Source organism: Propioniciclava sp. MC1595 (genome assembly GCF_017569205.1).
Taxonomy (GTDB): Bacteria; Actinomycetota; Actinomycetes; order Propionibacteriales; family Propionibacteriaceae; genus Propioniciclava.
The window spans coordinates 2466501-2492795 of record NZ_CP071870.1 but is presented as its reverse complement, the minus strand read 5'-3'; the positions used below and the strand labels follow the sequence as shown (position 1 = coordinate 2492795).

The 26295-nt window shown below is 71.6% G+C and carries 27 protein-coding genes; 23 read left to right on the top strand and 4 right to left on the bottom strand.

The window, feature by feature from the left end; all coding sequences use genetic code 11:
* The first annotated feature begins 24 nt into the window (after positions 1-24).
* The 3 genes from J4N02_RS11990 (at position 25) to J4N02_RS11980 (ending at position 1577) form a co-directional block, all read left to right on the top strand.
* On the top strand, positions 25-435 hold the full coding sequence (locus J4N02_RS11990) for a YccF domain-containing protein (protein ID WP_188333130.1): 411 nt from the start codon (positions 25-27) through the stop codon (positions 433-435).
* A gap of 34 nt (positions 436-469) precedes the next feature.
* A complete protein-coding gene (locus J4N02_RS11985; RefSeq protein ID WP_188333129.1) occupies positions 470-943 on the top strand; it encodes a MarC family protein in 474 nt (157 codons plus the stop codon).
* A 76-nt stretch (positions 944-1019) separates the two neighbouring features.
* Positions 1020-1577: a GtrA family protein gene (locus tag J4N02_RS11980; RefSeq protein ID WP_188333128.1), complete on the top strand. Its 558-nt coding sequence runs from the start codon at positions 1020-1022 to the stop codon at positions 1575-1577.
* Between the two features lie 60 nt (positions 1578-1637).
* Here J4N02_RS11980 and J4N02_RS11975 read toward each other — a convergent pair whose 3' ends face one another.
* Complete coding sequence (locus J4N02_RS11975) at positions 1638-3737, bottom strand: elongation factor G-like protein EF-G2 (RefSeq protein WP_188333127.1); 2100 nt, start codon at positions 3735-3737, stop codon at positions 1638-1640.
* 222 nt (positions 3738-3959) lie between these two features.
* On the opposite strand from J4N02_RS11975, the gene rplM reads away from it, so the two are divergent.
* From rplM to J4N02_RS11955, 4 genes are read left to right on the top strand one after another with little or no spacing between them, the layout of a single operon-like run.
* Positions 3960-4403 carry a 50S ribosomal protein L13 gene (gene rplM / locus J4N02_RS11970; protein ID WP_182816572.1) on the top strand — a complete coding sequence of 148 codons (444 nt, stop codon included), beginning with the start codon at positions 3960-3962 and terminating at the stop codon, positions 4401-4403.
* A 17-nt stretch (positions 4404-4420) separates the two neighbouring features.
* Positions 4421-4939: a 30S ribosomal protein S9 gene (gene rpsI, locus J4N02_RS11965; RefSeq protein ID WP_188333126.1), complete on the top strand. Its 519-nt coding sequence runs from the start codon at positions 4421-4423 to the stop codon at positions 4937-4939.
* A 5-nt stretch (positions 4940-4944) separates the two neighbouring features.
* Positions 4945-6297, top strand: coding sequence for a phosphoglucosamine mutase (gene glmM / locus J4N02_RS11960; RefSeq protein ID WP_188333125.1), 1353 nt, complete (start codon positions 4945-4947; stop codon positions 6295-6297).
* The gene (locus tag J4N02_RS11955) at positions 6294-7031 is read left to right on the top strand and encodes a hypothetical protein (RefSeq protein WP_188333124.1); all 738 of its coding nucleotides are present in this window, start codon (positions 6294-6296) and stop codon (positions 7029-7031) included. Before glmM ends, J4N02_RS11955 begins: the two co-directional genes overlap by 4 nt.
* A gap of 12 nt (positions 7032-7043) precedes the next feature.
* Here the strand turns inward: J4N02_RS11955 and coaA are convergent, their stop codons facing one another.
* Positions 7044-8030, bottom strand: coding sequence for a type I pantothenate kinase (gene coaA / locus J4N02_RS11950; RefSeq protein ID WP_188333123.1), 987 nt, complete (start codon positions 8028-8030; stop codon positions 7044-7046).
* Here coaA and glmS point away from each other — a divergent pair.
* Complete coding sequence (gene glmS, locus J4N02_RS11945) at positions 8029-9873, top strand: glutamine--fructose-6-phosphate transaminase (isomerizing) (protein ID WP_188333122.1); 1845 nt, start codon at positions 8029-8031, stop codon at positions 9871-9873. The two genes, coaA and glmS, sit on opposite strands and share 2 nt — an antisense overlap.
* A 1-nt stretch (position 9874) precedes the next feature.
* Positions 9875-10222 (top strand): holo-ACP synthase, encoded by a 348-nt coding sequence (locus J4N02_RS11940; RefSeq protein WP_188333121.1) that lies wholly within the window; start codon positions 9875-9877, stop codon positions 10220-10222.
* A gap of 334 nt (positions 10223-10556) precedes the next feature.
* Here J4N02_RS11940 and J4N02_RS11935 read toward each other — a convergent pair whose 3' ends face one another.
* A complete protein-coding gene (locus J4N02_RS11935; RefSeq protein ID WP_188333120.1) occupies positions 10557-11732 on the bottom strand; it encodes a glycosyltransferase family 1 protein in 1176 nt (391 codons plus the stop codon).
* A 145-nt stretch (positions 11733-11877) separates the two neighbouring features.
* On the opposite strand from J4N02_RS11935, the gene tsaE reads away from it, so the two are divergent.
* From tsaE to J4N02_RS11890, 9 genes are all read left to right on the top strand, one after another.
* The gene (gene tsaE, locus J4N02_RS17200) at positions 11878-12852 is read left to right on the top strand and encodes a tRNA (adenosine(37)-N6)-threonylcarbamoyltransferase complex ATPase subunit type 1 TsaE (protein ID WP_188333119.1); all 975 of its coding nucleotides are present in this window, start codon (positions 11878-11880) and stop codon (positions 12850-12852) included.
* The gene (gene tsaB / locus J4N02_RS11925) at positions 12849-13493 is read left to right on the top strand and encodes a tRNA (adenosine(37)-N6)-threonylcarbamoyltransferase complex dimerization subunit type 1 TsaB (RefSeq protein WP_188333118.1); all 645 of its coding nucleotides are present in this window, start codon (positions 12849-12851) and stop codon (positions 13491-13493) included. Before tsaE ends, tsaB begins: the two co-directional genes overlap by 4 nt.
* The gene (locus tag J4N02_RS11920; RefSeq protein WP_188333117.1) at positions 13490-13936 is read left to right on the top strand and encodes a GNAT family N-acetyltransferase; all 447 of its coding nucleotides are present in this window, start codon (positions 13490-13492) and stop codon (positions 13934-13936) included. Before tsaB ends, J4N02_RS11920 begins: the two co-directional genes overlap by 4 nt.
* The gene (gene tsaD / locus J4N02_RS11915; protein WP_182816553.1) at positions 13933-14976 is read left to right on the top strand and encodes a tRNA (adenosine(37)-N6)-threonylcarbamoyltransferase complex transferase subunit TsaD; all 1044 of its coding nucleotides are present in this window, start codon (positions 13933-13935) and stop codon (positions 14974-14976) included. Before J4N02_RS11920 ends, tsaD begins: the two co-directional genes overlap by 4 nt.
* Complete coding sequence (locus J4N02_RS11910; protein ID WP_188333116.1) at positions 14976-15935, top strand: DMT family transporter; 960 nt, start codon at positions 14976-14978, stop codon at positions 15933-15935. Before tsaD ends, J4N02_RS11910 begins: the two co-directional genes overlap by 1 nt.
* Before the next feature lie 51 nt (positions 15936-15986).
* Positions 15987-17168, top strand: a complete 1182-nt coding sequence (locus tag J4N02_RS11905; RefSeq protein WP_188333115.1) for a UDP-N-acetylglucosamine pyrophosphorylase — start codon at positions 15987-15989, stop codon at positions 17166-17168.
* A complete protein-coding gene (locus tag J4N02_RS11900) occupies positions 17168-18085 on the top strand; it encodes a hypothetical protein (protein ID WP_188333114.1) in 918 nt (305 codons plus the stop codon). The genes J4N02_RS11905 and J4N02_RS11900 overlap by 1 nt, the downstream gene beginning before the upstream one ends.
* Before the next feature lie 29 nt (positions 18086-18114).
* Positions 18115-19833 (top strand): NAD-dependent malic enzyme, encoded by a 1719-nt coding sequence (locus J4N02_RS11895; RefSeq protein ID WP_188333113.1) that lies wholly within the window; start codon positions 18115-18117, stop codon positions 19831-19833.
* 165 nt (positions 19834-19998) lie between these two features.
* On the top strand, positions 19999-20910 hold the full coding sequence (locus tag J4N02_RS11890) for a hypothetical protein (protein ID WP_188333112.1): 912 nt from the start codon (positions 19999-20001) through the stop codon (positions 20908-20910).
* A gap of 129 nt (positions 20911-21039) precedes the next feature.
* On the opposite strand, the gene galE is transcribed toward J4N02_RS11890, so the two are convergent.
* On the bottom strand, positions 21040-22056 hold the full coding sequence (gene galE, locus J4N02_RS11885) for a UDP-glucose 4-epimerase GalE (protein ID WP_182816543.1): 1017 nt from the start codon (positions 22054-22056) through the stop codon (positions 21040-21042).
* Between the two features lie 101 nt (positions 22057-22157).
* On the opposite strand from galE, the gene J4N02_RS11880 reads away from it, so the two are divergent.
* The 5 genes from J4N02_RS11880 to groL all read left to right on the top strand — a co-directional run bounded on the left by J4N02_RS11880 (position 22158) and on the right by groL (position 26157).
* Complete coding sequence (locus J4N02_RS11880; RefSeq protein ID WP_182816541.1) at positions 22158-22511, top strand: hypothetical protein; 354 nt, start codon at positions 22158-22160, stop codon at positions 22509-22511.
* On the top strand, positions 22508-22897 hold the full coding sequence (locus tag J4N02_RS11875; RefSeq protein WP_182816539.1) for a hypothetical protein: 390 nt from the start codon (positions 22508-22510) through the stop codon (positions 22895-22897). Before J4N02_RS11880 ends, J4N02_RS11875 begins: the two co-directional genes overlap by 4 nt.
* A gap of 2 nt (positions 22898-22899) precedes the next feature.
* Positions 22900-24081, top strand: a complete 1182-nt coding sequence (locus J4N02_RS11870) for a class I SAM-dependent methyltransferase (protein ID WP_188333111.1) — start codon at positions 22900-22902, stop codon at positions 24079-24081.
* 163 nt (positions 24082-24244) lie between these two features.
* Positions 24245-24541, top strand: a complete 297-nt coding sequence (gene groES / locus J4N02_RS11865) for a co-chaperone GroES (protein ID WP_188333110.1) — start codon at positions 24245-24247, stop codon at positions 24539-24541.
* A gap of 11 nt (positions 24542-24552) precedes the next feature.
* Positions 24553-26157 carry a chaperonin GroEL gene (groL, locus tag J4N02_RS11860; RefSeq protein ID WP_182816533.1) on the top strand — a complete coding sequence of 535 codons (1605 nt, stop codon included), beginning with the start codon at positions 24553-24555 and terminating at the stop codon, positions 26155-26157.
* Positions 26158-26295 lie beyond the last annotated feature (138 nt).

Here is a 26295-nt window from a genome sequence, read left to right as displayed (position 1 = left end):
TCCCCGCATGGAAGGAGCGCTCCGGTGCGCGCCATCTTGAACATCATCTGGCTTCTCTTCGGCGGAATCTGGCTGGCCCTGGGCTACTTCCTGTTCGGGCTGCTGGCCTGCGTGCTCATCATCACGATCCCGGCCGGGATCGCGTCGTTCCGGATGGGGACCTACGCCCTGTGGCCCTTCGGCAAGACCGTCGTGACCAAGCCGACCTCGGGTGCCGGCTCGGCGCTCATGAACGGCATCTGGTTCGTCATCGGCGGCCTGTGGCTGGCGATCGGCCACCTGACCACGGCGGCGGCGCAGGCGATCACGATCGTCGGCATCCCGCTCGCGATCGCGAACCTGAAGATGATCCCCGTGACCTGCTTCCCCTTCGGCAAGCAGATCGTGGATTCTGACTCCATTCCGGCGGGAACGCGACCAATCTTCACGATCTGACAACCGTAGGCCGCAAGATGTAGCGGGGGCGTCCATGGTGGCCTTCGGGGTGATCGGCCTGTTCGCGATCTTCGGGCGGTTCATCCTCGACTACCTGCACATCACCATCGAGGCCCTCCAGGTCTCCGGTGGGCTGCTCCTGCTGCTCGTGGCCATGCAGTTGCTCACCGGCGCGGGGGAGGGCGAGGTCGCCGAGGCCGGCGCCACCAACATCGCAATCGTCCCGCTCGGCATCCCGCTCCTGGCGGGCCCCGGCTCGATCGTCGCCACGATGCTCGCCGTGCAGCAGGCCCGTCCGACCGGGCTGTGGGGCTTCGCGACCGTGGGTCTGGCGCTCGTCGCGGCGCTGCTGCTGGTCTGGGTCTTCCTCCGCTTCGCCGGCGCGATCCAGCGGTTCCTGCACAACTCCGGCACGGTGCTGCTCACGCGCGTGGCCGGCATGCTGCTCGCCGCGATCGCGGTTCAGATGCTGGCCGACGGCGTGCTGGCGTTCCTGCGGCAGGTCTGAGACCGCGGCCGGGGGCGTCCGACCAACGGGCGGCAACGGGTGTTGCGGCTTGGGTGGCGCGCCTATTCTTCGGACCATGCGCGGAGACGGCACCGATGGTGCGGCGGCCCGATGGTTCGCCCGGTTCACCACGCGCATCCGTGAGGCGCTGCCGGCCAAGCTGCAGCGCGTCCTGCCCATCACGTTCATCGGGTACGCGTTCATCAACGGCAGCGCGTTCCTACTCGACATGGGGTTCCTGGCCATCGTCGGCCAGTACATGCCGCACGTGCCCTACGGCGTCACCTTCTCGATCGGCTACGGGCTGGCGTCGGTCTACGCGTTCTTCCTCAACCGCTGGCTGAACTTCCGCGAGCACGGCGACCTGGGCAAGCAGTCCAGCAAGTACACCTTCGTGATCGTCAGCAACTACGTGATCTGGATCCTCGGGTTCGGCACCTTCCTGGGCGTCCTCGGGGTGCCGCTCATGGTCGCCCGCGTCATCGCCGCCTGCATCGAGGGCCTGTACATCTACATCATGCTGCGCCTGTGGGTCTTCCCCCGCCGCCGACCCGAGGTGGACGCCGACCCTGCGGTCGCCGACCTGCCGGCGCCCGCGGTGCAGGTGCAGCCCTCCCCGACCGAGCACGCCTGAGCCGACAGACGGCTGCGGCGCCCCGGGAGGACCCGGGACGCCGAACTGTGCTGATCGACGTCAGTCCTTCTTGGCGAACTTCTCCACCAGGTTGCCCGGCAGCAGCTCGTAGCCGTGGAACGACCGCGTGAACGTACCCGTGCCCTGGGCGATGCCGCGCAGGTCGATCGCGTAGCGCGACAGCTCCAGCTGCGGGACCAGCGCCGAGATGATGACCTTGCGGCCGTCGGTGTCGGTGCCCTGCATCTGCCCGCGGCGACCGGAGATGTCGGTCATGACCGCGCCCATGTACTCCTCGCCCACGGTGACGGTGACGAGGTCGACGGGCTCGAGCAGCGCGACGTTCCGGCCGACCACCGCGGCCTCCTTCAGCGCGGCCGCGGCCGCCATCTGGAACGCCATGTCGGAGGAGTCGACCGAGTGGGCCTTGCCGTCGAACAGGGTGACCCGCACGTCCACCATCGGGAAGCCCGCGATGACGCCCTTGTCGAGTTGGGCCTTGGCGCCCTTCTCGACCGACGGGATGAAGTTGCGCGGGACCGCGCCACCCACGACCTTGTCGACGAACTCGAAGCCGGCGCCGCGCTCGAGCGGCTCGACCTCGATGTTCACCACGGCGTACTGGCCGTGGCCGCCGGACTGCTTGACGTGGCGCCCGAGCGCCGTCGCCTTGGCGGTGAAGGTCTCGCGCAGGGCGATCTTCACCTCCTCCTGCTCGACGTTGACGCCGTAGCGGTCCTTGAGGCGGTTGAGCAGCAGGTCGGCGTGCGCCTGGCCCGTGGTCCACAGCACCAGCTGGTCGGACGCCCCGCGCCCGAGCTTGACCGTCGAGTCCTCCACCGCGAGGCGGTTGAGCGCGCCGGACAGCTTGTCCTCGTCGTTGCGGGTGGCGGCCTTGATGGCCAGCGGCAGCAGCGCGGCGGGCATCTTCCAGTTGGGGATCAGCACCACGTCGTCCTTGGCGGACAGGGTGTCGCCGGTCTCGGCGGCGGCGAGCTTCGGCAGCATGACGATCTCGCCCGCGATGGCGGAGGCCTTCGGCTTCAGCTCGACGCCCTGCGCCTGCTGGATCTGGCCGATGCGCTCCTCCTGGTCGCGGTCGGGGTACTCGTCGGGGTCGAGGCCGAGGAAGAACGCCTTGTGGCCCGACAGGTGCACCACGTCGTCGGTGCGCAGGGTGCCGGAGTAGATGCGCACCATCGACAGGCGGCCCGCGAACGGGTCGGTCGTCGTGCGGATCACCTGGGCGACCAGCGGGGCGTCGGGGTCGGAGGGGGCCGGGCCCACCTCGTCGCCGTTCAGCTTCACCATCGTCGGGTTCGGGTGCGTGCTCGGCGTCGGGAAGCCCTGCTCGATGAGGCTCAGCAGCTCCTCGGTGCCCAGGCCGGAGGACTGGATGACGGGGACGACCGGGTACAGGTTCGCGCCCGAAGTCGCCTTCATCAGGTCGTCGAGGAGGTAGTCGCGACCGGGGTCGGCACCCTCGAGGTAGGAGTCCATCAGCTCGGCGTCGTCGGCCTCCTGGATGAGGCCCTCGATCAGCGCGTTGCGGTGCTCCTCGATGAGGTGGTCGTGGCTGGAGTCCTGCTCGTTGAGGACCGGCTCGCCGCCACCGGCGGAGTAGTCGCGGAAGCGACGGGAGAGAACGCCGACCGTGCCGTTGATGCCGGCACCGGAGCCGACGGGGACGTGCGTGGGGAGGACGCCCTCGCCGAACTTGTCCTTCAACTCGGCCACGACGGTGTCGAAGTCGGAGTGGGCCGCGTCCAGCTTGGTGAGCGCGATGACGCGGGGGAGCCCGGCCTCGGCGCACTCCTCCCAGAGGGCCTGGGCAGCGCCGTCGATGCCGTCGGAGGCGCTGACCACGAAGATCGCGGCGTCCGCGGCCCGGATGCCCGCGCGCAGCTCACCGACGAAGTCGGCGTGCCCGGGGGCGTCGAGGAGGTTGACGAAGACGTCACCCGTCACGAGTGACGCGAGGTAGAGCTGGGAGAGACGCTCGGCGTCGTCCTTCTCGCCCCTGTAGCCGGCGACGCGCGCCCGCAGCAGCTGCTCGAACAGCGAGGTCTTTCCCGACCCCGCCGTGCCGACCAGCACCACGTTGCGTACATCGTCCGGCTTGTTCACCTGGACCTGTCCGTTGTTCACCTTTGAACTCATGGGGGCTACCTTGCCACTCGTGCCCCGCGAGCGCGAGGGATTGTGAAATGTCTCCTACAACGTGTCGTTGTGCCGTCTCGGGGGCCGGTTGCACGCCCCGGAGGTCGATTTGGAGGCGCGCCGGGCGCAGCGGTAAGGTGGGGCGCTGTTGCGCTGTGACGTGTCCGGGGAGGCGTCCAGTGGTGTTCCTTCCAGCTCCCCGATGACAGATGGGTTACCCGCGTGTCCACGTACACTCCGAAGCCTGGTGAGATCACCAGGAACTGGCATGTGATCGACGCCTCCGACGTCGTCCTCGGTCGCCTCGCCGTGACCGCCGCGACGCTGCTGCGCGGCAAGCACAAGCCGACCTTTGCCCCCCACGTCGACACCGGTGACTTCGTCATCGTCGTCAACGCCTCCAAGATCGCCCTGTCGGGCAACAAGGCCACCACGAAGCTGGCCTACCGTCACTCCGGCCGTCCCGGTGGCCTGAAGTCGGTTCCTTACGGCGAGCTGCTGGAGAACGACCCCCGCCAGGCCGTCGAGCGCGCCGTCTGGGGCATGCTCCCCAAGAACAAGCTGAGCCGCCAGCTCATCAAGAAGCTCAAGGTCTACGCGGGCCCGGAGCACCCTCACGCCGCGCAGAAGCCGCAGGCGTACGAGATCACCCAGATCGCCCAGTGACCCAGAGGATTTGAGAAGTGACTGACACCACCAACGAGGAAGTCCTCGACGAGATCACGCCGTTCACCGACGAGGCCGACCGCGAGATCGCCTACCGCGCCGAGGGCACCCCGTCCTCCGCCACCCCCGGTGAGCGCCCCGCCGTCATCGCCCCCGGCGCGGCCACCGGCCGCCGCAAGGAGGCCATCGCCCGCGTCCGCCTGGTCCCCGGCACCGGCCAGTTCAAGATCAACGGCCGCACGCTGGACGACTACTTCCCGAACAAGCTGCACCAGCAGACCGTCAACGAGCCGTTCGTCACGGCCGCCGTTGAGGGCTCCTACGACGTGATCGCCAAGATCGTCGGCGGCGGCGTCACCGGCCAGGCCGGTGCCCTGCGCCTCGGCATCGCCCGCGCGCTCAACGCCGTCGACGCCGAGGCCTCGCGCCCGGCGCTGAAGAAGGCCGGTCTGCTGACCCGCGACGCCCGCATCAAGGAGCGCAAGAAGGCTGGTCTCAAGAAGGCCCGCAAGGCTCCGCAGTACAGCAAGCGCTGACGCCCATGCCACGGCTCTTTGGTACCGATGGGGTCCGGGGCAAGGCGAACGTCGACCTCACCGCAGAGCTCGTTCTCGAGCTCTCGGTGGCGGCCGCGCACGTGCTCGGCGAGTCCGGGCTCTTCGAGGGTCACCGTCCGGTGGCCCTCGTTGCGCGTGACCCCCGTGCCTCGGGCGAGTTCCTCGAGGCGGCGGTGGTGGCCGGCCTGGCCTCCGCCGGGGTCGACGTCATCCGCGTCGGCGTGGTCCCCACGCCCGGCGCCGCCTACCTGGTCAACGAGCTGGACGCCGACCTCGGCGTCATGCTGTCCGCCTCGCACAACCCGATGCCCGACAACGGGATCAAGTTCTTCGCCAAGGGTGGCGTCAAGCTCGACGACTACCTGGAGGACATGATCGAGGCCCGCCTCGGCCAGCAGTGGGAGCGCCCCGTCGCCGAGCGCGTGGGTCGTGTCACCGACCGGCCCGAGCTGATCGAGAACTACGTCGCGCACCTGGTCTCGTCGCTGGGTTCCGAGGGCAGCCTCCACGGCCTGAAGGTCGTGCTCGACTGCGCCAACGGCGCGGCGTTCACCACCGGCCCGGCCGCGTTCGAGGCGCAGGGCGCGGAGGTCGTCACGATCAACGCCGCCCCGACCGGCCTCAACATCAACGAGAACGCCGGTTCGACCCACATGGACGGGCTCAAGGCCGCCGTGCAGCACTTCGAGGCCGACCTCGGGTTCGCCTTCGACGGGGACGCCGACCGCTGCCTGGCCGTGGACCGGGCAGGCAACGAGGTGGACGGGGACCAGATCCTCGCCATCCTCGCCCTGGCGCTGCGCGACCAGGGACGCCTGCACAACGACACCGTCGTGGCCACGGTCATGAGCAACCTCGGCTTCATGCAGGCCATGGCCGCCCACGACATCCGGGTCGACCAGACCAAGGTGGGCGACCGGTACGTGCTGGAGTCCATGAACGCCAACGGGTTCGCCCTGGGTGGCGAGCAGTCCGGCCACGTGATCATGAGCGAGTACGCGACGACCGGTGACGGCGTCCTGACCGCCCTGCACGTCGCCGCGCAGGTGGTGACGTCCGGCCGCGACCTGGCCGACCTCGCCGCCGTGATGAAGCGCCTGCCGCAGGTGATGATCAACGTCAAGGGCGTCAACAAGGCCCGCGCCGGCATCGACCCCGAGGTCAACGCCGCCGTGACGGCCGCGGGCCGCGAGCTGGGCACCTCCGGCCGCGTCCTGCTACGCCCCTCCGGGACCGAGCCCGTCGTCCGCGTGATGGTCGAGGCCGAGACCGAGGAGAAGGCCGCCGAGGTGGCCGAGCGGTTGGCGTCCATCGTCAAGGAGCGCCTGGCCCTGTGAGCCCCCACCGGCGCGTCTCGTCCATCGTCGCCGCCATGGCCGCGCTGCTGGTGGGCGCGTTCGTGCTGACCAGCTCGCTGGTCGCGACGCTGCCGCAGTTCCGGTTCGAGTCGCAGTTCCCCGCCCTGCTGCCCTTCTTCGTGTGGGCGGCCGCCACCGGCGTCGGGCACCTGGCCAACCTCGGCCGGGCGCTGCACGACCCGTGGCGCGGCGCCTACGGGTACGCCTCGGTCGCCCCCTACGTCCTGCTGATGCTCGCGAGCGCGGCCGCCCCGCAGGTGTCCCTGCCGTGGTGGCTCGCCGTCGTCGCGGCTCTGGCCGCCATGCTGCCGTTCGTGCTGCTCGCCCTGCGCGCCGGCACGAAGCTGTCCATCGACCCCGCCCGGGACGCCGACGACGCCTCCCTGCGCGGCACGTTCACCATCGGGCTCGCCCTCATGCTGCTCGTCTGGGCGGTGTCGGCACCGTCGTTCAGCGGCGCCGTCCTCGCCGTGCTGCTGGCCGTCGGGCTGGGCGTGGCGAGCATGACCACCCACGGCCTCGCCCGGGCGTCCCGCACGTGGCGGCTGCGCCACTGGGCGAGCCTGGCGCTCGGCTCGCTGGTGGCCTGGGCGTCCGTGCTCGTCGGCGGGCTGACCGACCTGTTCGACAACCCGTGGGTCGTGCTCGGTGCGGTGCTGGTCGGCGGCCTGCCGCTGCTCGTGGTCAACGCGCTGGAGGCCCGCCGCCGCTGAGGCGCGTGCCGGCTACGTCTTGCGGATCCGGATCCACTCGATGTCGTGGTCGGAGTCCTTGCGCAGGATCGCCGTCGCCCGCCCCCGCGTGGGCAGGATGTTCTGCACGTGGTTGGGGCCGTTGATGGTGTCCCAGATGTTCTCGGCGTAGGCCTGCGCGGCGTCGGCGTCCATCTTCGCGAACCGGGTGAAGTAGGACCGCGGGTCGAGGAACGCGCTCTCGCGCAGGGCCATGAACCGCTCCAGGTACCAGGCGCGCAGGTCGGACTCGGCCGCATCGACGTAGACGGAGAAGTCGAAGAAGTCGCTGACGGCCAGGGACGCGTGTCCCGACTTGCGCCGGCGCGCGGGCTGCAGGACGTTGAGGCCCTCCACGATCAGGATGTCGGGTTGGCGGACCGTGATGAACTCGCCCGGCACGATGTCGTAGGTCAGGTGGCTGTAGACCGGGGCCGAGACCTCGGGCGCGCCGGACTTCACGTCCATCACGAAGCGCAGCAGGGCGCCGCGGTCGTAGCTCTGCGGGAACCCCTTGCGGTGCATGATCCCGCGGCGCTGCAGCTCGGCGTTGGGCATCAGGAAGCCGTCGGTGGTGATCAGGTCGACCTTGGGGCGTCCGGGGAGCTGGTGCAGGAGCTCGACCAGCAGGCGCGACGTGGTGGACTTGCCGACCGCCACCGACCCGGCGACGCCGATGACGAACGGGGTGCGGCGCTCCTTCAGCCCGAGGTACTCGTGGGTGGCGCGGTAGAGGTGCCCGGTGTGCATGACATAGAGGTTCACCAGCTCGGTCAGGGGCAGGTAGACGTCCCGCACCTGGGCCAGGTCGATGGTGTCGAGGCGTGACCGGACGCCCCGGAGGGTCTCCTCGGACAGGCTGACCGGCATCTGCTCGGCCAGCTCAGCCCACTTGCCCCGATCGGCCAGGACGTACGGCCCGAATTCGTCGACGGGCTCGTGTCCGGGGGCCGGGTTGGAGGGCGCTACGCTGAATCCCATGTGCGGAATTATCGGCTATGTGGGCCCCCAAGGTGCCCAGAAGGTGCTCGTGGACGCGTTGCGGCGCATGGAGTACCGCGGCTATGACTCGGCCGGCATCGCCCTGGTCGGCTCCGACGGCATCGCCTCGGCCAAGAAGGCCGGCAAGCTGCTGAACCTCGAGGCCGAGCTCGACGAGACGCCGATCCCCGACGCGAACCTGGGCATCGGGCACACCCGCTGGGCCACCCACGGCGCGCCGTCCGACGCCAACGCGCACCCGCACATCTCGTCGAACGGGCGCGTGGCGCTCGTCCACAACGGCATCATCGAGAACTTCGCCGTGCTCAAGGCCGAGCTGCAGGCCGCCGGCGTCGAGTTCCGCTCCGAGACCGACAGCGAGGTGGCCGCCCACCTGGTCGGCCGCGAGGTCGAGGGCGGGGCGTCCCTCGCCGACGCGCTGCGCTCGGTGGCCCGCCGTCTGGAGGGCGCGTTCACTCTGGTCGCGGTGGACAAGGATGCGCCCGGCACCCTCGTCGCCGCCCGCCGCAACTCGCCGCTGGTCGTCGGCGTGGGGGAGGGCGAGATGTTCGTCGCCTCCGACGTGGCCGCCTTCATCGAGCACACCCGCGAGGCCGTCGAGATGGGCCAGGACGAGGTCGTCGAGGTCACGGCGTCCGGCTACCGGGTCACCGACTTCGACGGCAACGAGACCGAGGGCAAGCCCTTCCACGTCGACTGGGACCTCTCGGCCGCCGAGAAGGGTGGGTACGACTGGTTCATGCGCAAGGAGATCTACGAGCAGCCGCGCGCGGTCGCCGACACCCTGCTGGGCCGCTTCGACGCCGACCACCGCCTGACGCTGGACGAGATCCGCATCTCCGAGACCGAGCTGCGCACCATCGACAAGATCGTCGTCGTCGCCTGCGGCACGGCCTACTACGCCGGTCTGGTGGCCAAGTACGCCATCGAGCACTGGACGCGGGTGGCCTGCGAGGTCGAGATCGCCTCCGAGTTCCGCTACCGCGACCCGATCATCACCCCGCGCACGCTGGTCGTCACGATCTCCCAATCGGGCGAGACCGCCGACACCCTGATGGCCGTGCGCCACGCGCGTGAGCAGGGCGCCAAGGTGATCGCGATCTGCAACACCAACGGCTCGACGATCCCGCGCGAGTCGGACGCTGTGCTCTACACCCACGCCGGCCCCGAGATCGGCGTCGCCTCGACCAAGGGCTTCCTCACCCAGGTGGCCGCCTGCTACCTGCTCGGCCTCTACCTGGCCCAGGTGCGCGGCACCAAGTACGGCGACGAGATCGCCTCGATCATGGCCGAGCTGGAGTCGATGCCCGACAAGATCCAGGCCGTGCTCGACGACGCCGAGTCGGTGCACGCGCTGGCGCGTGAGCTCGTCGACGAGAAGTCGGTGCTGTTCCTCGGACGCCACGTCGGCTACCCGGTGGCCCTCGAGGGCGCCCTCAAGCTCAAGGAGATCGCGTACCTGCACGCCGAGGGGTTCCCGGCCGGCGAGCTCAAGCACGGGCCCATCGCGCTGGTCGAGGAGGGCCTGCCCGTCTTCGTGATCGTGCCCCCGCAGGGCCGCGACCAGCTGCACGACAAGGTCATCTCCAACATCCAGGAGGTGCGCGCCCGCGGCGCCCGCACGATCGTGCTGGTGGAGGAGGGCGACACCGTCGTCGAGCCGTACGCCGACGTCATCCTGCGCCTGCCCAAGGCCTCGACCCTCCTGCAGCCCCTGCTGGCCACCGTGCCGCTGCAGATCTTCGCGTGCGAGGTGGCGACGCTGAAGGGCTACGACGTCGACCAGCCGCGCAACCTGGCGAAGTCCGTCACGGTCGAGTGACGTGATCATCGGGATCGGCGTCGACGTCTGCTCGATCGACCGGATTCGCGAGGCGTGCGCCCGGCCCGGCTTCACCGACCGGGTGTTCACGCTGCCCGAGCTCAAGGGGTCGGAGCAGACGCTGGCCGGGCGGTTCGCCGCCAAGGAGGCGCTGGCGAAGGCGTTGGGGGCCCCGGCGGGCCTGCGCTGGACCGACTGCGAGGTGCTCTCCGACGAGACCGGACGCCCCTCGTTGCTGGTCGCCGGCACCGTGGCCGACCGGGTCTCCGAACTGGGGATCTCCCGGCTGCACGTGTCGATCAGCCACGACGCCGGCGTCGCCGTCGCGATGGTGGTCTGCGAGGGCTGAGCTCTCTGCGCCGAGGGCTTGGGTTTTCCGGGCCGAGGGCTTGAGTTTTCCGCGACGAGGGCTTGGGATTCCCGGCCGCAGGAAGGGGCGGGTCCCTCTCGGTGGGAGTTGCCGCCCGCCCGCCTCCTGGCTGGCGCTCCGGCACTCCACTGGCGTTGCAACGACAGCCCAGTGGTGGCTGGCCAGCGCAGTGGGTCGGCGCCGGCGGAGTGGGCCTTGGGCGAGTGCCCTGGAATCCCCCCCACCGAGCAAACTCAAGCCCTCGGCATCCAACACCCAAGCCCTCGGCGTCCCAAACCCAAGCCCTCGACGTGCCAAACCCAAGCCCTCGGCGTCAGACGCGCAGCGGCCTGCCGTGGCGCAGGGCGAAGGCCATCTGGCGGGCCGTGTGTTCCTGCTCGCGCTTGAGGGCGATCGCCTCGGCGTAGTGCTCCACGAGCTGGGCGCAGATCGCCGCCCACGTGCGGGGCTCGGTGGCCTCGCGGGCCGAGCGGCCCATGGCGCGGCGCTTGGCGTCGTCGCCGACGAGGTCGGCCACGTGCTCGCGCAGTCCTAGCAGGTCGCCGGGGGTGTACAGCCAGCCCGTGCGCGACGGGTCGACCAGGTCGACCGGCCCCCCGGACGCCGGCGCCACGACCGGCAGCCCCGAGGCCATGGCCTCCTGAATCGTCTGGCCGAAGGTCTCCAGCTCGCCGGGGGTCACGAACACGTCGAACGAGGCGACCGCGGCGGCGAGCTCCTCGCCGCGCAGCTGGCCGGTGAAGACGGCGTCCGGCAGGCGCTGCTCCAGCGAGGCCCGCTCGGGTCCGTCCCCGACCACGACGACGCGCGTCCCGGGCAGTCCGGCCAGCACGTGGAGGTCGTCGACCTGCTTCTCGGGCGCGAGGCGTCCGAGGTAGCCCACGATGCGCTCCCCGGCAGGGGCCCAGGCCGCGCGGAGGGCGTCCGAACGCTTGGAGGGGTGGAACAGCTCGCCGTCGACACCGCGCCCCCACCGCCGCAGGTCGCCGACCCCGAGGCCCTCGAGCTGGGCGATGGAGGCCGAGCTCGGCGCGAGGTTCAGCGTCGCCGCTTGGTGGGTGCCGCGCACCCGCGCCCACAGGTACGCCTCGAGCGCCGGGATGCCGTACCGCGACGCGTAGCCGGGCACGTCGGTCTGGTAGACCGCCACGCAGGGGAGGCCGAGCCGACGGGCGGCCAGGGCCGCGCGGTAGCCGACGTTGATCGGCGAGGCCAGGTGCACGACGTCGGGGGAGAAGGAGGCCAGCGTCCACTCCAGGGCGAGCTGCGGGGTGGTGCAGATGCGCACCTGCTGGTAGCCGGGGAACGCCAGCGACGCCATCGGCACGATCGGGACTCCGCGGTAGTCGGTGGGCGCCCCGGGCGCCTCGGGGGCGAGGAGCAGCACGTCGTGGCCGTGGTCGACCAGGTGGTCGAGCACGCGCAACACGGAGTTGACGACGCCGTTCACCTCGGGCAGGAACGACTCGGTGATGATCGCGACCCGCATGCCCCCATGACACGCGGTCGAGGTGCACGCACGAGGGCGGTTGCATGACGTGTCGGTGAACGACCGGTGACGCCCGCGCTGGAGTACGATGGGGCGGCCCGGTGGCACTGTCGTGTCCCGCCCGCTCCCACCACCGAAGGTTGCCATGACTCTCGACGCTGCCCGCGAACTCGCCGCGGCCGAACTGCCGGACGGCCGCGTGCTGACCGTGCGCCCGGCCACGGTCGCGGACGCCGAGGCGGCCCTCGACCTCATCCACGCCGCGTTCCGGGCCCGGCCCGTGGTCGGCGACCGGCCCGAAGCCCTGACCGACGACCTCGCCTCGGTGCGGGCGCGCATCGAGCACGGCACCGGCTACCTCGCCTTCATCGACGACACCCTGGCCGGTCTGGTCATGACCGCCCGCCAGTCCGGCGCGATGCGCCTGGGCCGGGTGGGGGTGCTGCCGGAGTTCCGCGAGCAGGGGGTCGCCTCCTTCCTGGTCGAGGTCGTGCTCGAGCACCTGGCCGCCGCCGGCGAGGAACGCGTGCAACTGCTCGCGCGCAAGGAGTTCCCGCAGATCCAGGCCTGGTGGGGCCGCCACGGCTTCGCGCCGGCCGGCGACGAGGGCAACTGCGTCGTCATGGCGCGGTCCCTGCCCGTCGCCGTCGAGGTCCCGGACGCCGCGGCCATGCGGTCGCTGGGCACCCGGCTCGCCGGCGTGCTGCGCGCCGGGGACCTCGTGATCGCCACCGGTGACCTGGGCGCCGGCAAGACGACCCTCACCCAGGGCATCGGCGCCGGGCTCGGCGTCGCCGGCCCGGTTATCTCGCCGACCTTCGTGCTCTCGCGCGTCCACCCGCCGCTGGCGGACGGCCCCGCCCTCGTGCACGTGGACGCCTACCGCCTCGGCTCGTTCGCCGAGCTGGAGGACATCGACCTGGAGGCGTCCCTGGACGCCTCGGTCACCCTCGTCGAGTGGGGCGCCGGCGTCGCCGAGGGGCTGGCCGACGACCGGCTCGACATCGACATCCGCCGGGGGATCGACCCCCACGATGACACCCGCTGGGTCTTCCTGACCGGCGTGGGGGAGCGCTGGAGCCGCGACGAGCTCGCGGCCGCGGCGAAGGAGGACGCATGAGCACCACGCTGGCCGTCGACACCTCGACGGTCGTCGCCGCAGCCCTCGCCGTCGACGGACGTATCGCCGCCTCGGCCACCGTCGACGACACCCGCGCGCACGCCGAGGAGCTGATGCCCCTGGTGCAGCGCGTCGCCGCCGAGGCGGGGATCGCGCTCGCCGACGTGGACCGCGTGGTCGCCGGCGTCGGCCCGGGCCCCTTCACCGGCCTGCGCGTCGGGGTGGTCACCGCCACGACGCTGGCCGAGGTGCTCGGCGTCCCGGTCACCGGGGCCTGCTCGCTGGACGCCGTGGCCGCCGAATGGGCGGCCACCGGGGCGCCGGAGGAGTTCCTCGTGGTGAGCGATGCCCGCCGCAAGGAGGTCTACTGGGCCCGCTACGACGGCACCGGCCGCCGGGTCGCCGGGCCCGAGGTGTCCGCGCCCGACACGCTGCCCGCGCTGCCCTTGGCCGGGCCGGGGGCCCACCTGGCCGGCGAGGCGTCCGGACCGGTCGCGCTCGACGCCGGCTGGCTGGCCGCCGCCGACCTGCCCGACGCCGGGCTCGAGCCGCTCTACCTGCGCCGGCCCGACGCCGAGGTGCCGACCCGCACCAAGTCCACGCTGGGGGCGCCCCGCCTGGCCCTGAGGCGGACCCGATGATCGTCACCACCGCCACCCGCGCCGACCTGCCCGCGATCATGCAGCTGGAGCAGGCGTTCACCCGCGCCGGCTGGAGCGAGCAGGCCTGGGCCGACGAGCTGGACGCCGACGGCCGCCTCACCCTGGTCGAGAAGGACGCCGCGGGTGCGGTCCGCGGGGTGGCGACCTTCAGCGCCGTCGCCGACGTCGCAGACCTGAACCGGGTCGTGGTCGCCTCCTACGCCCGCCGCGCCGGGATCGGCCGCCGCCTCGTTCTCGCCGGCCTGGAGTGGGCCGACGCCATGGGCGCCCAGCAGGTCATGCTCGAGGTCGAGGCCGGCAACGACCCGGCCATCGCGCTGTACGAGCAGGTCGGCTTCGTGGCGCTGGCGCGCCGCGCGAACTACTACGGCGCCGGGGCCGACGCGCTCGTCATGGCGCTGCCCCTGGGGAGGGAATCGTGAGCGAACCGCTGGTCATCGGCATCGAGTCGAGCTGCGACGAGACGGGCGTGGCGGTCGTGCGCGGACACGAGCTGCTGTCGAACGAGGTCGCGAGCTCGGTCGAGCAGCACGTCCGCTTCGGCGGGGTCGTGCCCGAGGTCGCCTCGCGCGCCCACCTGCAGGCCATGGTGCCGACGCTGCGCCGGGCGCTGGAGGCGGCCGACGTCGATGCGTCCGAGGTCGACGGGATCTGCGTGACCGCCGGCCCCGGACTCATGGGCGCCCTCGTCGTGGGCCTGTCGGCCGCCAAGGCGCTCGCGGTCGCCCTCGACAAGCCGCTGTACGGGCTGAACCACCTCGTCGGCCATGTCGCGGTCGACCTGCTCGACCACGGGCCGCTGCCCGAGCGCTTCGGCGCCCTTCTCGTCTCGGGCGGGCACACCTCGCTGTTGGTCGTCGACGACATCACGGCGAAGATCACCGAGGTCGGCTCGACCATCGACGACGCCGCGGGCGAGGCCTACGACAAGGTCGCCCGGCTGCTCGGCCTGGGCTATCCCGGCGGACCGGTCATCGACCGGCTCGCGGCCGAGGGCGACCCGAAGGCGATCCGGTTCCCGCGCGGCCTCACCGCCCGCCACGACCTCGAGCAGCACCGCTTCGACTTCTCCTTCTCCGGGCTGAAGACCGCCGTCTCGCGCTGGGTGGAGACCGAGCGGCGCGCGGGGCGTCCGTTCGCCGAGGCCGACGTGGCCGCCTCGTTCCAGGAGGCGGTCGCCGACGTGCTCACCGCCAAGGCCATGGACATGTGCGCCCACTTCGACCTCGACACGATCGTGCTCGGGGGCGGCGTGGCCGCGAACTCGCGCCTGCGCGGCCTGCTGGCCGAGCGGGCGGGGGAGCGCGGCGTGACCGTGCGGCGTCCGCGACCTGGCCTGTGCACCGACAACGGCGCGATGATGGCCGCCCTCGGCGCCGAGGTCGTGCGCCGCGGGCACCGGCCCAGCTCGCTCGACATCGGCGCGAACTCGGGGCTGCCGATCTCCACCGTGCTGGTCTGATGCGGCAGGACACCCGCGCCTACCTGCTGCTGGTCGGCTGCTCCCTGATCTGGGGGTTCACCTTCGTCGCCCAGCGCCTCGGGGCCGAACACCTCGGCGCGTACGCGTTCAACGCCGCCCGCGGCTACCTGGGTGTGCTGGCCCTGCTGCCGCTGGTCTGGTTCCTGGACACGCGGGCAGCGCGCAGCCCCCACGAGCGGCTCCAGGCGTGGCGCTCGGTGGTCAAGCCCGGCCTGTTCATCGGCCTGATGCTGACCGGCGGCCAGACGCTGCAGCAGCTGGGCATCGAGCAGACCACGGCCGGCAACGCCTCGTTCGTGACCGGGCTCTACATGGTCCTGGTGCCGCTGGCGGGGGTGCTGTTCGGTCAGAGGACCACCGGGTTCACGTGGGCCGGCATCGCGCTCGCGGTGCCCGGGCTGTTCCTGCTGACCTGGACCGGCGGCACCATCGGCGCCGGCGACCTGCTCGTGCTCATCGGCACCCTGTTCTGGACGTTCCAGATCCTCGGCGTGGGGCGGTTCGCCCGCCGCGTGGACCCGATCCGGCTGTCGGTGGCCCAGTTCGCCGTCATGGCGGTCGTCTCGCACGTGATCGCCGTCGTCCAGTCGCCCGACGCGTTCGCCGGGCTGCTGCCCGCGTTCGGGGCGGTGGCGTTCGCGGGCATCCTGTCCACCGGCGTCGCCTTCACGCTGCAGGTGCTGGGCCAGCGGCACGCCCGGGCGTCCATCGCGGCGATGATCATGTCGCTGGAGTCGCTCTGGGGCGCCGTCGGCGGCGCCCTGCTGCTGGGCGAGCGGTTCACCACCCTCGGCTACGTCGGCGCGGCCCTGATGATGACCGGCATCCTCGTCGCGCAGGTTCCGTCGCGCGCCGAGCGCGAGGCCGAACTCTCGGGCGAGGCCGCGCCGCCGGTGCCCGTGCCTGAGCCACCGTCCACCGCACTGCGGGACGACTGACCCCGCCCGCCTCTGCACCGGGCGCGTGGGCCGGCAGTAGGATTCCGGGACATGAGCCACCGGGACGCCGCCCTGCAAGCACTGCTCGACAAGGGGGTGCGCATCCCGAACCCCGCGAGCGTCGACATCGCCGAGGACGTCGACGTCGACAAGATCTCCGGCGACGGGGTGACGCTGCACAACGGCACGCGGTTGCGCGGGCCGTCCACGGTCATCTCCGCCGGTTGCACGCTCGGCGCCGAGACCCCGGTCACCGTCGAGAGCTCCCAGCTGGGCCCCAACGTCGACCTCAAGGGCGGCTACGTCAGCAAGGCGGTGTTCCTCGACGGGGCGAACATGGGCTCGGGCGCGCACGTGCGCGAGGGGTCGATCCTCGAGGAGGAGGCGAACGGGGCGCACACCGTCGGGCTCAAGCAGACGATCCTGTTCCCGTTCGTGACGCTGGGCAGCCTGATCAACTTCTGCGACTGCCTGATGTCGGGCGGCACCTCGCGCTCGGACCACTCCGAGGTCGGCTCGTCCTACATCCACTTCAACTACACCCCCGACGGGAACAAGACCACGGCGTCCCTGTTCGGTGACGTGGCCCGCGGCGTCATGCTCGACCGGCCCGCGATCTTCCTGGGTGGCCAGGGCGGCGCGGTGGGCCCGGTCTACACCGGCTTCGGCACCGTCGTGGCGGCCGGCGCGGTGCTGCGCTCGGACATGGTCGACGACGGCAACCTCGTCATCCCCGACGCCCCGCCCGGTATGGTGCGCCCGCTGGCCAAGCACTCCTACAAGCAGCTGCCCCGCCTGCTGCGGCGCAACCTCACCTACGTGGCCTCCCTCGACGCGCTCGAGGCGTGGTACCGCGGCGTGCGGCGTCCGTTCTTCGCGGCGCAGGAGCTCGGCGACCTGGTCTACGAGGGTGCGCTCGCGGCGCTCGCGTCGGGCCGATCCGAGCGGGTCAAGCGCATCCGGGCCCTGGTCGGACACCTCGACGACGCCGATGAGGGACGCCGCCAGCTGCGGGAGAACCTGGACGCCGTGCTGGGCGTGTTCGGGACGCCCGAGGAGCCGGTGCCCGACGCGCTGGCCGCCGAGCTGGACCCGGCGTCCGGCTACCTGGCCGCGGTGAAGGGCCTCACTCCCGAGGCCCGCGCGGCCGGCACGGGCTGGCTGCAGGGCATCATCGACGGACGCCTCGCGCACGCGGCCGACCTCCTGCCGGCCCTCGACCTGCGCGGCTGATGGTCGACCTTGACGCCGTCGCGTCGGTTCTGGCCGAGCGCGGCCCGCTGACGGGCGCCGACCTGCACGCCGCCGTCGGGGGAGAGGTGTTCGGCCTGTGGAAGGCCTGCCGCAACGACGACGACTTCCGCCTGCGCCGGATCGGACGCCGCTACCTGCGCCTCGACCGCACGGTCGAGGGCTTCGCGCGGCTGTCGCCCTCGATCCTGCGCGAGTTCCTCACCTACACCGTGGTCGGGCTGCCCGGCCAGGACGAGGCGATCGAGGCCGCCGCGACGGCGCTGGAGAAGCGAACCGTCCGGATCTCCCGCCTCAAGCGGCGCACGGCCGAGCGGTTCACCACCGAGGTGATGTCGATCGCCGGGGTGCCGCGCGACTCCGAGCACGTGTGCGTGCTCATCGCCGGCGACGTCGTGTACGGGATGTCCCACGACGTGGCCCGGCAGGAGAGCAGCACCGGCGGCCGGGTGGATGGCTCCGACCTCGACCTCGTGGTGCTGGCCTCCGACGACGCACCCGAGTCCCTGGTTGAGGCCCTCGACGAGGCCATCCGCCAACGGAAGTGGCTGTACCTGCGCAACCCGATGGTGCGCGAGGAGGTCGACTACATCGTCAAGCGGTTCTCGCGCCTGGAGGAGCAGGTCGGGTTCGACACCTTCCCCCACCAGGTGGCGTGCAAGGTGTTCGACGAGGCCGAGTTCCTCGCCGGCAACCGGGCCCTGCACGAGGCCGGGCGTCGGCTGCTGGCCGAACGCGGCGTCCTCGACCGGCTGCGCGAGATGGAGCAGCGGGCCGCGGAGCGCCGCGTCGGGCTCGAGGAGTACCTGCGCGGGATCGAGGGCGACTCACTGCCCCCCGAGACCAAGCAGCAGTTCTACACCGACGACGAGGACGCCGAGTTCGAGCACCGCACCTGAGGGCGTCCGTCCGGGCCTAGGGTGGCGACATGACTGAGCGCGCGTACGAGGTCCTGCCCGGCAACCACGGCACCCGGATCAAGGTCAACGCCCGGGGCAGCGCCATCCTGCGCATCCCGCGGCTCAACCGGGGCACGGCCTTCACGCAGGAGGAGCGTCAGAAGCTGGGCCTGATTGGCCTGCTGCCGGCGCACTCGACCCCGCTCGAGGGCCAGCTGCACCGCACTTACCAGCGCTTCCTCGCCGCGGGCAGCCCGCTGCAGCAGTTCGCGTACCTGCGCGGGCTGCGCGACCGCAACACGGTGCTGTTCTACCGCCTCGTCAGCGAGCACATGGCCGAGATGATGCCGATCATCTACACCCCCACGATCGGTGACGCGATCCAGGAATTCAGCATGATGTTCCGCCAGATCCACGGCGTGTTCCTCAACATCAACGCCCCCGAGGTGATCGACGAGTCGCTGCTGGCCATGGGGCGCCGCGCCGAGGACGTCGACATCGTCATCGTCACCGACTCCGAGGGCATCCTCGGCATCGGCGACCAGGGCGTGGGCGGCGTCGAGATCTGCCTGGGCAAGAAGAGCCTCTACACGGCGGCCGCGGGCGTCGACCCGAATCGCATGGTGCCCGTCGTGCTCGACGTCGGCACCGACAACCTGCGCCTGCTCAACGACGACCTCTACCTCGGCCTGCGCCAGGCGCGCGTGCGCGGTGAGCGCTACGACGCGTTCATCGAGGAGTTCGTGGCCGGGGTCCAGCGGGTGTTCCCGCACGCGATGATCCACTGGGAGGACTTCGGCGCCGACAACGCCCACCGGATCCTGACCACCTACCGCGACAAGGTGTGCACCTTCAACGACGACGTGCAGGGCACCGCGGCCGTCGTCGGGGCCGCCGCGCTCGCGGGGGTGCGCGCCAAGGGCGAGAAGCTCTCCGCGCAGCGCGTCGTGATCCACGGGGCCGGGACGGCCGGCATCGGCATCGCCGACCTGCTGGTCGACCTCATGGTCGCCGAGGGGCTGACCCCCGAGCAGGCACGCCAGCGGTTCTGGGTCACTGCCAGCCGTGGCCTCGTCACGGACGCCCCGGGCGCGAAGGCGCGCGACTTCCAGCGGCCCTACGGTCGGGCCCACGGCGAGGTCGAGCACTGGACCCTCGACGAGCCCGGCCACATCGGGCTGGCCGACGTGGTGCGCAACGTGCACCCGACGATCCTGATCGGCACGTCGGCGCAGCCGGGGTCGTTCACGCAGGAGATCGTGACCGACATGGCCTCCCACACCGAGCGGCCGATCATCATGCCGCTGTCGAACCCGACCTCGCTGGTCGAGGCCACCCCGGCCCACCTGCTGGAGTGGACGTCCGGGCGGGCGCTCATCGCCACCGGGTCGCCCTTCGACCCGGTCCGGTACGAGGGCGTGGAGTACACGATCGCCCAGGCCAACAACGCGTTCATCTTCCCGGGGCTGGGGCTGGGCGTCTCGGTCTGCCGGGCCTCGCGGGTCACCGACGGCATGATCGGCGCTGCCGCGCAGGCGCTGGCCTCGCTGGTGCGGATCAGCCGTCCCGGCCAGTCGATCCTGCCGGCCCTGAACGACCTTCGTCGCGTGTCCGCGACCGTCGCGATCGCCGTCGCCAAGGCGGCCGAGGCCGAGGGCGTCGCCGGCGAGCCCCTCACCGACCCCGTGCAGGAGGTCTTCGACGCCATGTGGCAGCCGGTCTACCCGGAGTTGGTCCTGGAGGACTGACGCCAAGGGTGCCGGGCCTCGATCGGCAGATATGCGCCTCGTCGGTGAATCCGCGCCTGCTGAAGGGGGTGCGGATTCACCGATCAGGCGCGTCTGTCCCGTGTTGTCCACAGGCGACGCACCCGGTTTGGTGCCCGGCGGCACCGGGACCGGTTGGCTGGAGGCATGGACGACCCCCAGTTGAGATCAATCCCTGCCCTGAGGTCAGCGGGTTGGACCCCGTACCAGGTGCGCCGCGCCGTCGCTGCGCATGAGTTGGTCAGGCTCACGCGCCGGGTCTACACCCCAGCCCGGGAGCTGTCCCCGCGCGACGAGCACCTGGTGCGGGCCGCGGCCCTGCTCAGCACGCACCGTGACTCCGTGGTGCTCTCGCACGCCTCGGCGGCCATCGCCCACGGGCTGGCGGTGCAGGTCGACAACCCACGGCTGGTGGACCTGACCACGCCGCCACCGGGCCGCGGCAGGCGGACGGCGACCTACCACCTTCACTGCGCCCGGTTCACCGCGGACGATGTCGTGACGGTGGGTGACCTGCGCGTCACGTCCCTCGCCCGCACGGTGGTAGACCTCGCCCGGACAGCCCAGCACGCGTGGGCCGTGGTGGCCGCCGACCAGGCCCTGGCCCGGGACGTCTCGCGGGATTCGTTGTTGGCCGTGGTCCAGGCCAGCAAGGGAATGACCGGCGTGGAGCAGGCGCGTCAGGTGATCGCCTTCGCCGATGGCCGCTCCGAGTCGGTGGCCGAATCGGTGAGCCGGGTGATGATCTCCCGTACGGGGCTGCCCCAACCCGTTCCCCAGTTCCGCGTCGAGGTCGATGGGCTCCTCGTGGCACGCGGCGACTTCGGGTGGGAGGACTGGAACCTCATCGGCGAGGTCGACGGCAAGGTCAAGTACCGCCGGGTCGAGGGGAACGACCAGTCACCCGAGGACGTCATGGTCGCGCAGAACCGCAGGCAGGAGAGCATCCGGCAGGCTGGGTTCTGGGTCACCCGTTGGGGCTGGGCCCAGGCCTGGAGCGTCAGCGCCCTGGGCAAGCTCCTGCGCACCGCGCTCGAGCGCCAGGGATGGCGACCCTAGGCCCGGGGCGGCTCCATGCTTTCAGCCACGCGTGTTGGGTGAATCTGCACCTGCTCGAGCAGGCGCGGATTCACCTACGAGGCGCATCTGTCACGGACGGCTGGTCTGTGAGCCACGTGACCCGAGCCATCAGGCGTCGGCGAAGCCGTTGGGGTTGGCGGACTGCCACCGGTAGGTGTCGGCGCAGGCCTGCTCGACGGACAGCTCGGCACGCCAGCCGAGCTCGGCCTGGGCCTTGGCGGGGTCGGCGAACGAGGACGCCACGTCGCCGGGACGGCGGGCGACGATCTCGTAGGGGATCTGGATGCCCGACGCCTCCTCGAACGCGTGCACGATCTGCAGGACCGAGGTCGGGTTGCCCGTGCCGAGGTTCCAGACGTGGTAGCCGCCGGAGGTCTCGAGCTTCGCCAGCGCGGCCAGGTGTCCGGCGGCGAGGTCGACCACGTGGATGTAGTCGCGGGTGCCCGTGCCGTCGGGGGTGTCGTAGTCGTCGCCGAAGACCATCAGCTTCTCGCGGCGCCCGGCCGCGACCTGGGCCACGAAGGGCAGCAGGTTGTTGGGGATGCCCTTCGGGTCCTCGCCGATGCGGCCCGAGGGGTCGGCGCCGATCGGGTTGAAGTAGCGCAGCACCGCCACGCGCAGCTCGGGGTCGGCCGCCGAGGCGTCCTCCAGGATCTGCTCGATCATGTGCTTGGTGCGGCCGTAGGGGTTGGTGGCGCCGGTGGGGGCGTCCTCGACGAAGGGCGGCTCGGACAGCTCGCCGTACACGGTCGCCGAGCTCGAGAACACGATCTTGTGGCACGCGTGCCGGGCCATGACCTCGAGCAGGGTGATCGTGGACTCGAGGTTCTCGCGGTAGTACGTCAGCGGGATCTGCGTCGACTCGCCCACGGCCTTCCAGCCGGCGAAGTGGATCACGGCCTCGGGGGAGAAGCCGGCGAAGGCCTCCTCCAACGCAGCCTCGTCCCGCACGTTCGCCTCGACGAAGGACGCCTCGCGCCCGGCCAGCCCGGCCACCCGGCGCAGCGACTCCTCGGAGCTGTTGGACAGGTCGTCCACCACGAGCACCTCGTGGCCCTCGCGCAGGAGGGCGAGGGTGGTGTGGGAGCCGATGTAGCCGGCGCCGCCGGTGACGAGAACGCGCATCGCTGGTCCTTTCCTGGGTCGCCCCCCACGTTAGTCCTCCCGGGGAGTTCCCCGGGCGATGGCTTGCCGCCCCGCCGGAGCCCGGCGATAGGCTGCCGCCCATGAAGCCTCTGAAGTGGTTGCTCGGCCTGCTCGGCCTCGCCGCGCTCGTCGGCGCGGGCGTCTGGCTGTTCCGGTTCGGCTGGGACATGCAGGAGATCATCGGCGCCGCGCAGCGCTACGACAGCGCGCGCGTCATCGCCAACCCGGTCACGACGACCACCATGATCGCCGGCGTGGCGCTCGCGGGTGGCCTGCTGCTCGGCCTGGGCCTCGGCCTGCCGACGCGCACGCAGGGACAGGTCCGCCGCTCGACGCTCGACGAGGTCAACTCCGGCCGCAGTGCCGCGATCGCCAACAAGGCGGCCGAGCGCGGCGCCCTGCCCGAGGGCCCGGCCGACGGGACGCACCCGTGAGCCTCGGCGACGCCGACCGCATCTGCGTGACCACCTTCGCCGCCGACGGCACGGCCACCACGTCGTCGGAGTACGTCGTGCGGCTGGGCGAGGACACGGTCGGCATCTGGACCCCGCACAGCACCCCGTGGGTCGACCGGCTCGGCCACAGCCACGTGGTGTCGGTGCAGGCGGCGTCCGGCTCCGGCAAGGCCCTGCGTACCGAGCCGGTGTTCGAGGGCCGCGCCGAGCTCGTCACCGAGGGCGACCAGCTCGCCGAGGCGGCCACCGCGACCCGCGCGAAGTACGGCCTGGCCGCCGGCATCACCCGCGCGGTCGACTGGGCGTGGGAGGTCGCGGGCACCAAGTCGCCCGACGGCCTGGTCGTCATCCACATCGTCGGCTGAGCGTGGACGTCGCCACTGCCCGCTGGCTCGTTTCGGACGCCGCGGGCCCGGCCCTGCGCGCTGCCGCGGCCGAGGCCGACCCGGGATCGCTCGGTGCCGCCACCCGCCTGCGCGCGCTCGTGGAACCCGACCAAGCGGCGGCCGTCCTCGACCAGGTCGCCCTGCGCCGCCGCGCCGTCGCCAAGCTCGGGCACCGCGCCGAAAACCTGTTCCTCACCGCCGACGGCCTCGAGCAGGCCACGCGCTGGCCGGTGGCCGCCCGCCGGGCTGCCCGGCTCGCCGCCACCGGGGCGACGCGCGTCGCCGACCTCGGGTGCGGCCTCGGCGTGGACGCGCTGGCGCTCCAGGACGCGGGCCTCCACGTCATCGCCGTCGAGCGCGACGAGGTCACCGCCGTGCTCGCGCAGGCCAACCTCGGCACCGAAGTGCTCGTCGGCGACGTCACCGATCTGTGGCCGCAGCTCGCGGCGTCCGACCCCGACTTGGCCGTGTTCGCCGACCCTGCCCGCCGCACCGGGGCCGGCCGCTCGTGGCGCGTGGAGGACCTCAGCCCGCCGTGGCCGTTCGTCGAGGCGCTGCTCGACGGCACCCGCCCCGCATGCGTGAAGCTCGGGCCGGGTGTGCCGCACAGCCTGATCCCCGACACGGTCGAGGCCGAGTGGGTCTCCGACGCCGGCAGCGTCGTCGAGTGCGCCCTGTGGGCCGGGCCGGGCGCCCGCCCGGGCCGCCGCGCCGCGATCGTCGACGGGGTCGAGCTCGCCGACACCGGCCGTCCGTCTGCCGGGGTGGGCGCCATCGAGGAGTACCTCTACGAACCCGACGGGGCGGTCGTCCGCGCCGGGCTCGTCGACGAGTTCGCCGGGCTGGTGAAGGCCCACCGCATCGCCGACGGCATCGCCTACCTGAGTGCCCCGTGGGACCAGCCGACCCCCTTCGCGACGGTCTTCGCCGTGCGCGAGGTGCTGCCGTTCGACGAGCAGGTGCTGCGCGCGTGGGTACGTGAGCGCGGCGTCGGTACTCTCGAGATCAAGAAGCGCGGCCTCGAGTTCGACCCCGCCGCCCTGCGCCGGCGACTCAGGCCCAGGGGCAGGGGGGTCGCGACGCTCGTGGTCACCCCCACCCGGGACGGGGCGCGCGTCCTCGTGTGCGGGCGGGCGGGGCCGGCGCAGTCCCTCCCGGATTAGCACTCGGGTTGAACGAGTGCCAGCACGTGGCTAGAGTCGTCGTTGGCACTCGACCATCGAGTCTGCCAGCCCACGGCGGCACCGCGACGACGCCTGGGCGGCGCACATCGAACGAAACCGTGGGTCCCGCACCGGGGCCCCAACACGAAGAAAGGGCACCATCGTGGCCGTCACGATCAAGCCGCTCGAGGACCGCGTCCTCGTCCAGCCCCTGGAGGCAGAGACCACCACCGCCTCGGGCCTGGTCATCCCCGACACCGCCAAGGAGAAGCCGCAGGAGGGCAAGGTCGTGGCGACCGGCCCCGGCCGCATCGACGACAACGGCAACCGCGTTCCGCTGGACGTCGCCGAGGGCGACGTCGTCATCTTCTCCAAGTACGGCGGCACCGAGGTCAAGTACGACGGCCAGGAGTACCTGCTCCTGAACGCTCGTGACATCCTCGCCGTCGTCTCCAAGTAAGGAAGTCATCCATGCCCAAGATCCTTCAGTTTGACGAGGAGGCGCGCCGCTCGCTCGAGCGTGGCGTCGACGCCCTCGCCAACGCCGTGAAGGTGACGCTCGGCCCGAAGGGCCGGTACGTGGTGCTCGACAAGAAGTGGGGCGCCCCGACGATCACCAACGACGGCGTGACCGTGGCCAAGGAGGTCGAGCTCAACGACCCCTACGAGAACCTCGGCGCACAGCTCGCCAAGGAGGTCGCCACCAAGACCAACGACGTCGCCGGTGACGGCACGACGACGGCGACGGTGCTCGCCCAGGCGCTGGTCCACGAGGGCCTGCGCGCCGTTGCGGCCGGCATCAACCCGGTCGGCATCAAGCGCGGCATCGAGAAGGCCGTGGACGCCCTCGGCGAGGAGCTCCACAAGGTCGCCCGCCAGGTCGACACCACCGCCGACATGGCCTCGGTCGCGACGATCTCCAGCCGTGACTCCGAGATCGGCGAGCTCATCGCCGACGCCTTCGACAAGGTCGGCAAGGACGGCGTCATCACCGTCGACGAGTCCAACACGTTGGGCACCGAGCTCGAGTTCACCGAGGGCATGCAGTTCGACAAGGGCTACCTGTCGCCGTACATGGTGACCGACCCTGAGCGCATGGAGGCCATCCTCGACGACCCGTACATCCTCATCCACTCGGGCAAGATCAGCTCGATGGCCGACCTCCTGCCGCTGCTGGAGAAGGTCATCGGCGCCGGCGGCCAGCTCTTCATCGTGGCCGAGGACGTCGACGGCGAGGCCCTGTCCACCCTCGTGGTGAACAAGATCCGCGGCACCTTCACCTCGGTGGCCGTCAAGGCCCCCGCCTTCGGTGACCGCCGCAAGGCCATGCTCGAGGACATCGCGATCCTCACCGGCGGCCAGGTCGTCGCCGCCGAGGTCGGCCTCAAGCTCGACCAGGTCGGCCTCGACGTGCTGGGCCGCGCCCGCCGCGTCGTGGTGACCAAGGACAACACCACCATCGTCGACGGCGCCGGCGAGGCGTCCGCGGTGGCGGGTCGCGTCGAGCAGCTGCGGGGCGAGATCTCCCGCACCGACTCCGACTGGGACCGCGAGAAGCTCCAGGAGCGGGTCGCGAAGCTGGCCGGTGGCGTGTGCGTGATCAAGGTCGGCGCTGCGACCGAGGTCGAGATGAAGGAGAAGAAGCACCGCATCGAGGACGCCGTGAGCGCCACCCGTGCGGCCATCGAGGAGGGCATCGTCGCCGGTGGCGGTTCCGCCCTCGTGCACGCCGCCTCGGTGCTCTCCGACGGCCTCGGCCTGACCGGTGACGAGCGCGTCGGCGTCCAGATCGTCGAGAAGGCCGTCGTCGAGCCGCTGCGCTGGATCGCGGAGAACGGTGGCGAGCCCGGCTACGTCATCGTCTCCAAGGTCAAGGAGCTGCAGCCCGGCCACGGCTGGAACGGCGCCACGGGCACCTACGAGGACCTCATCGCCTCCGGTGTCATCGACCCGGTCAAGGTGACGCGTTCGGCCCTGGCCAACGCGGCGTCCATCGCGGGCCTGTTGCTCACCACCGAAACCCTGGTGGTGGAGAAGCCCGAGGACGACGAGGACGGCCACGGCCACGCCCACTGAGTGAGCGAAACCTTCGGGGCCCCCACGCTTGGCGTGGGGGCCCCGATCCGTTTCCCGACCTCGGCCCGCGGGTGGTGGCGCGGGGGTGGTCCGGCGGCGCCCGGCCCCTCGTGAGGGCCTCGCACCTGATGTGCACCA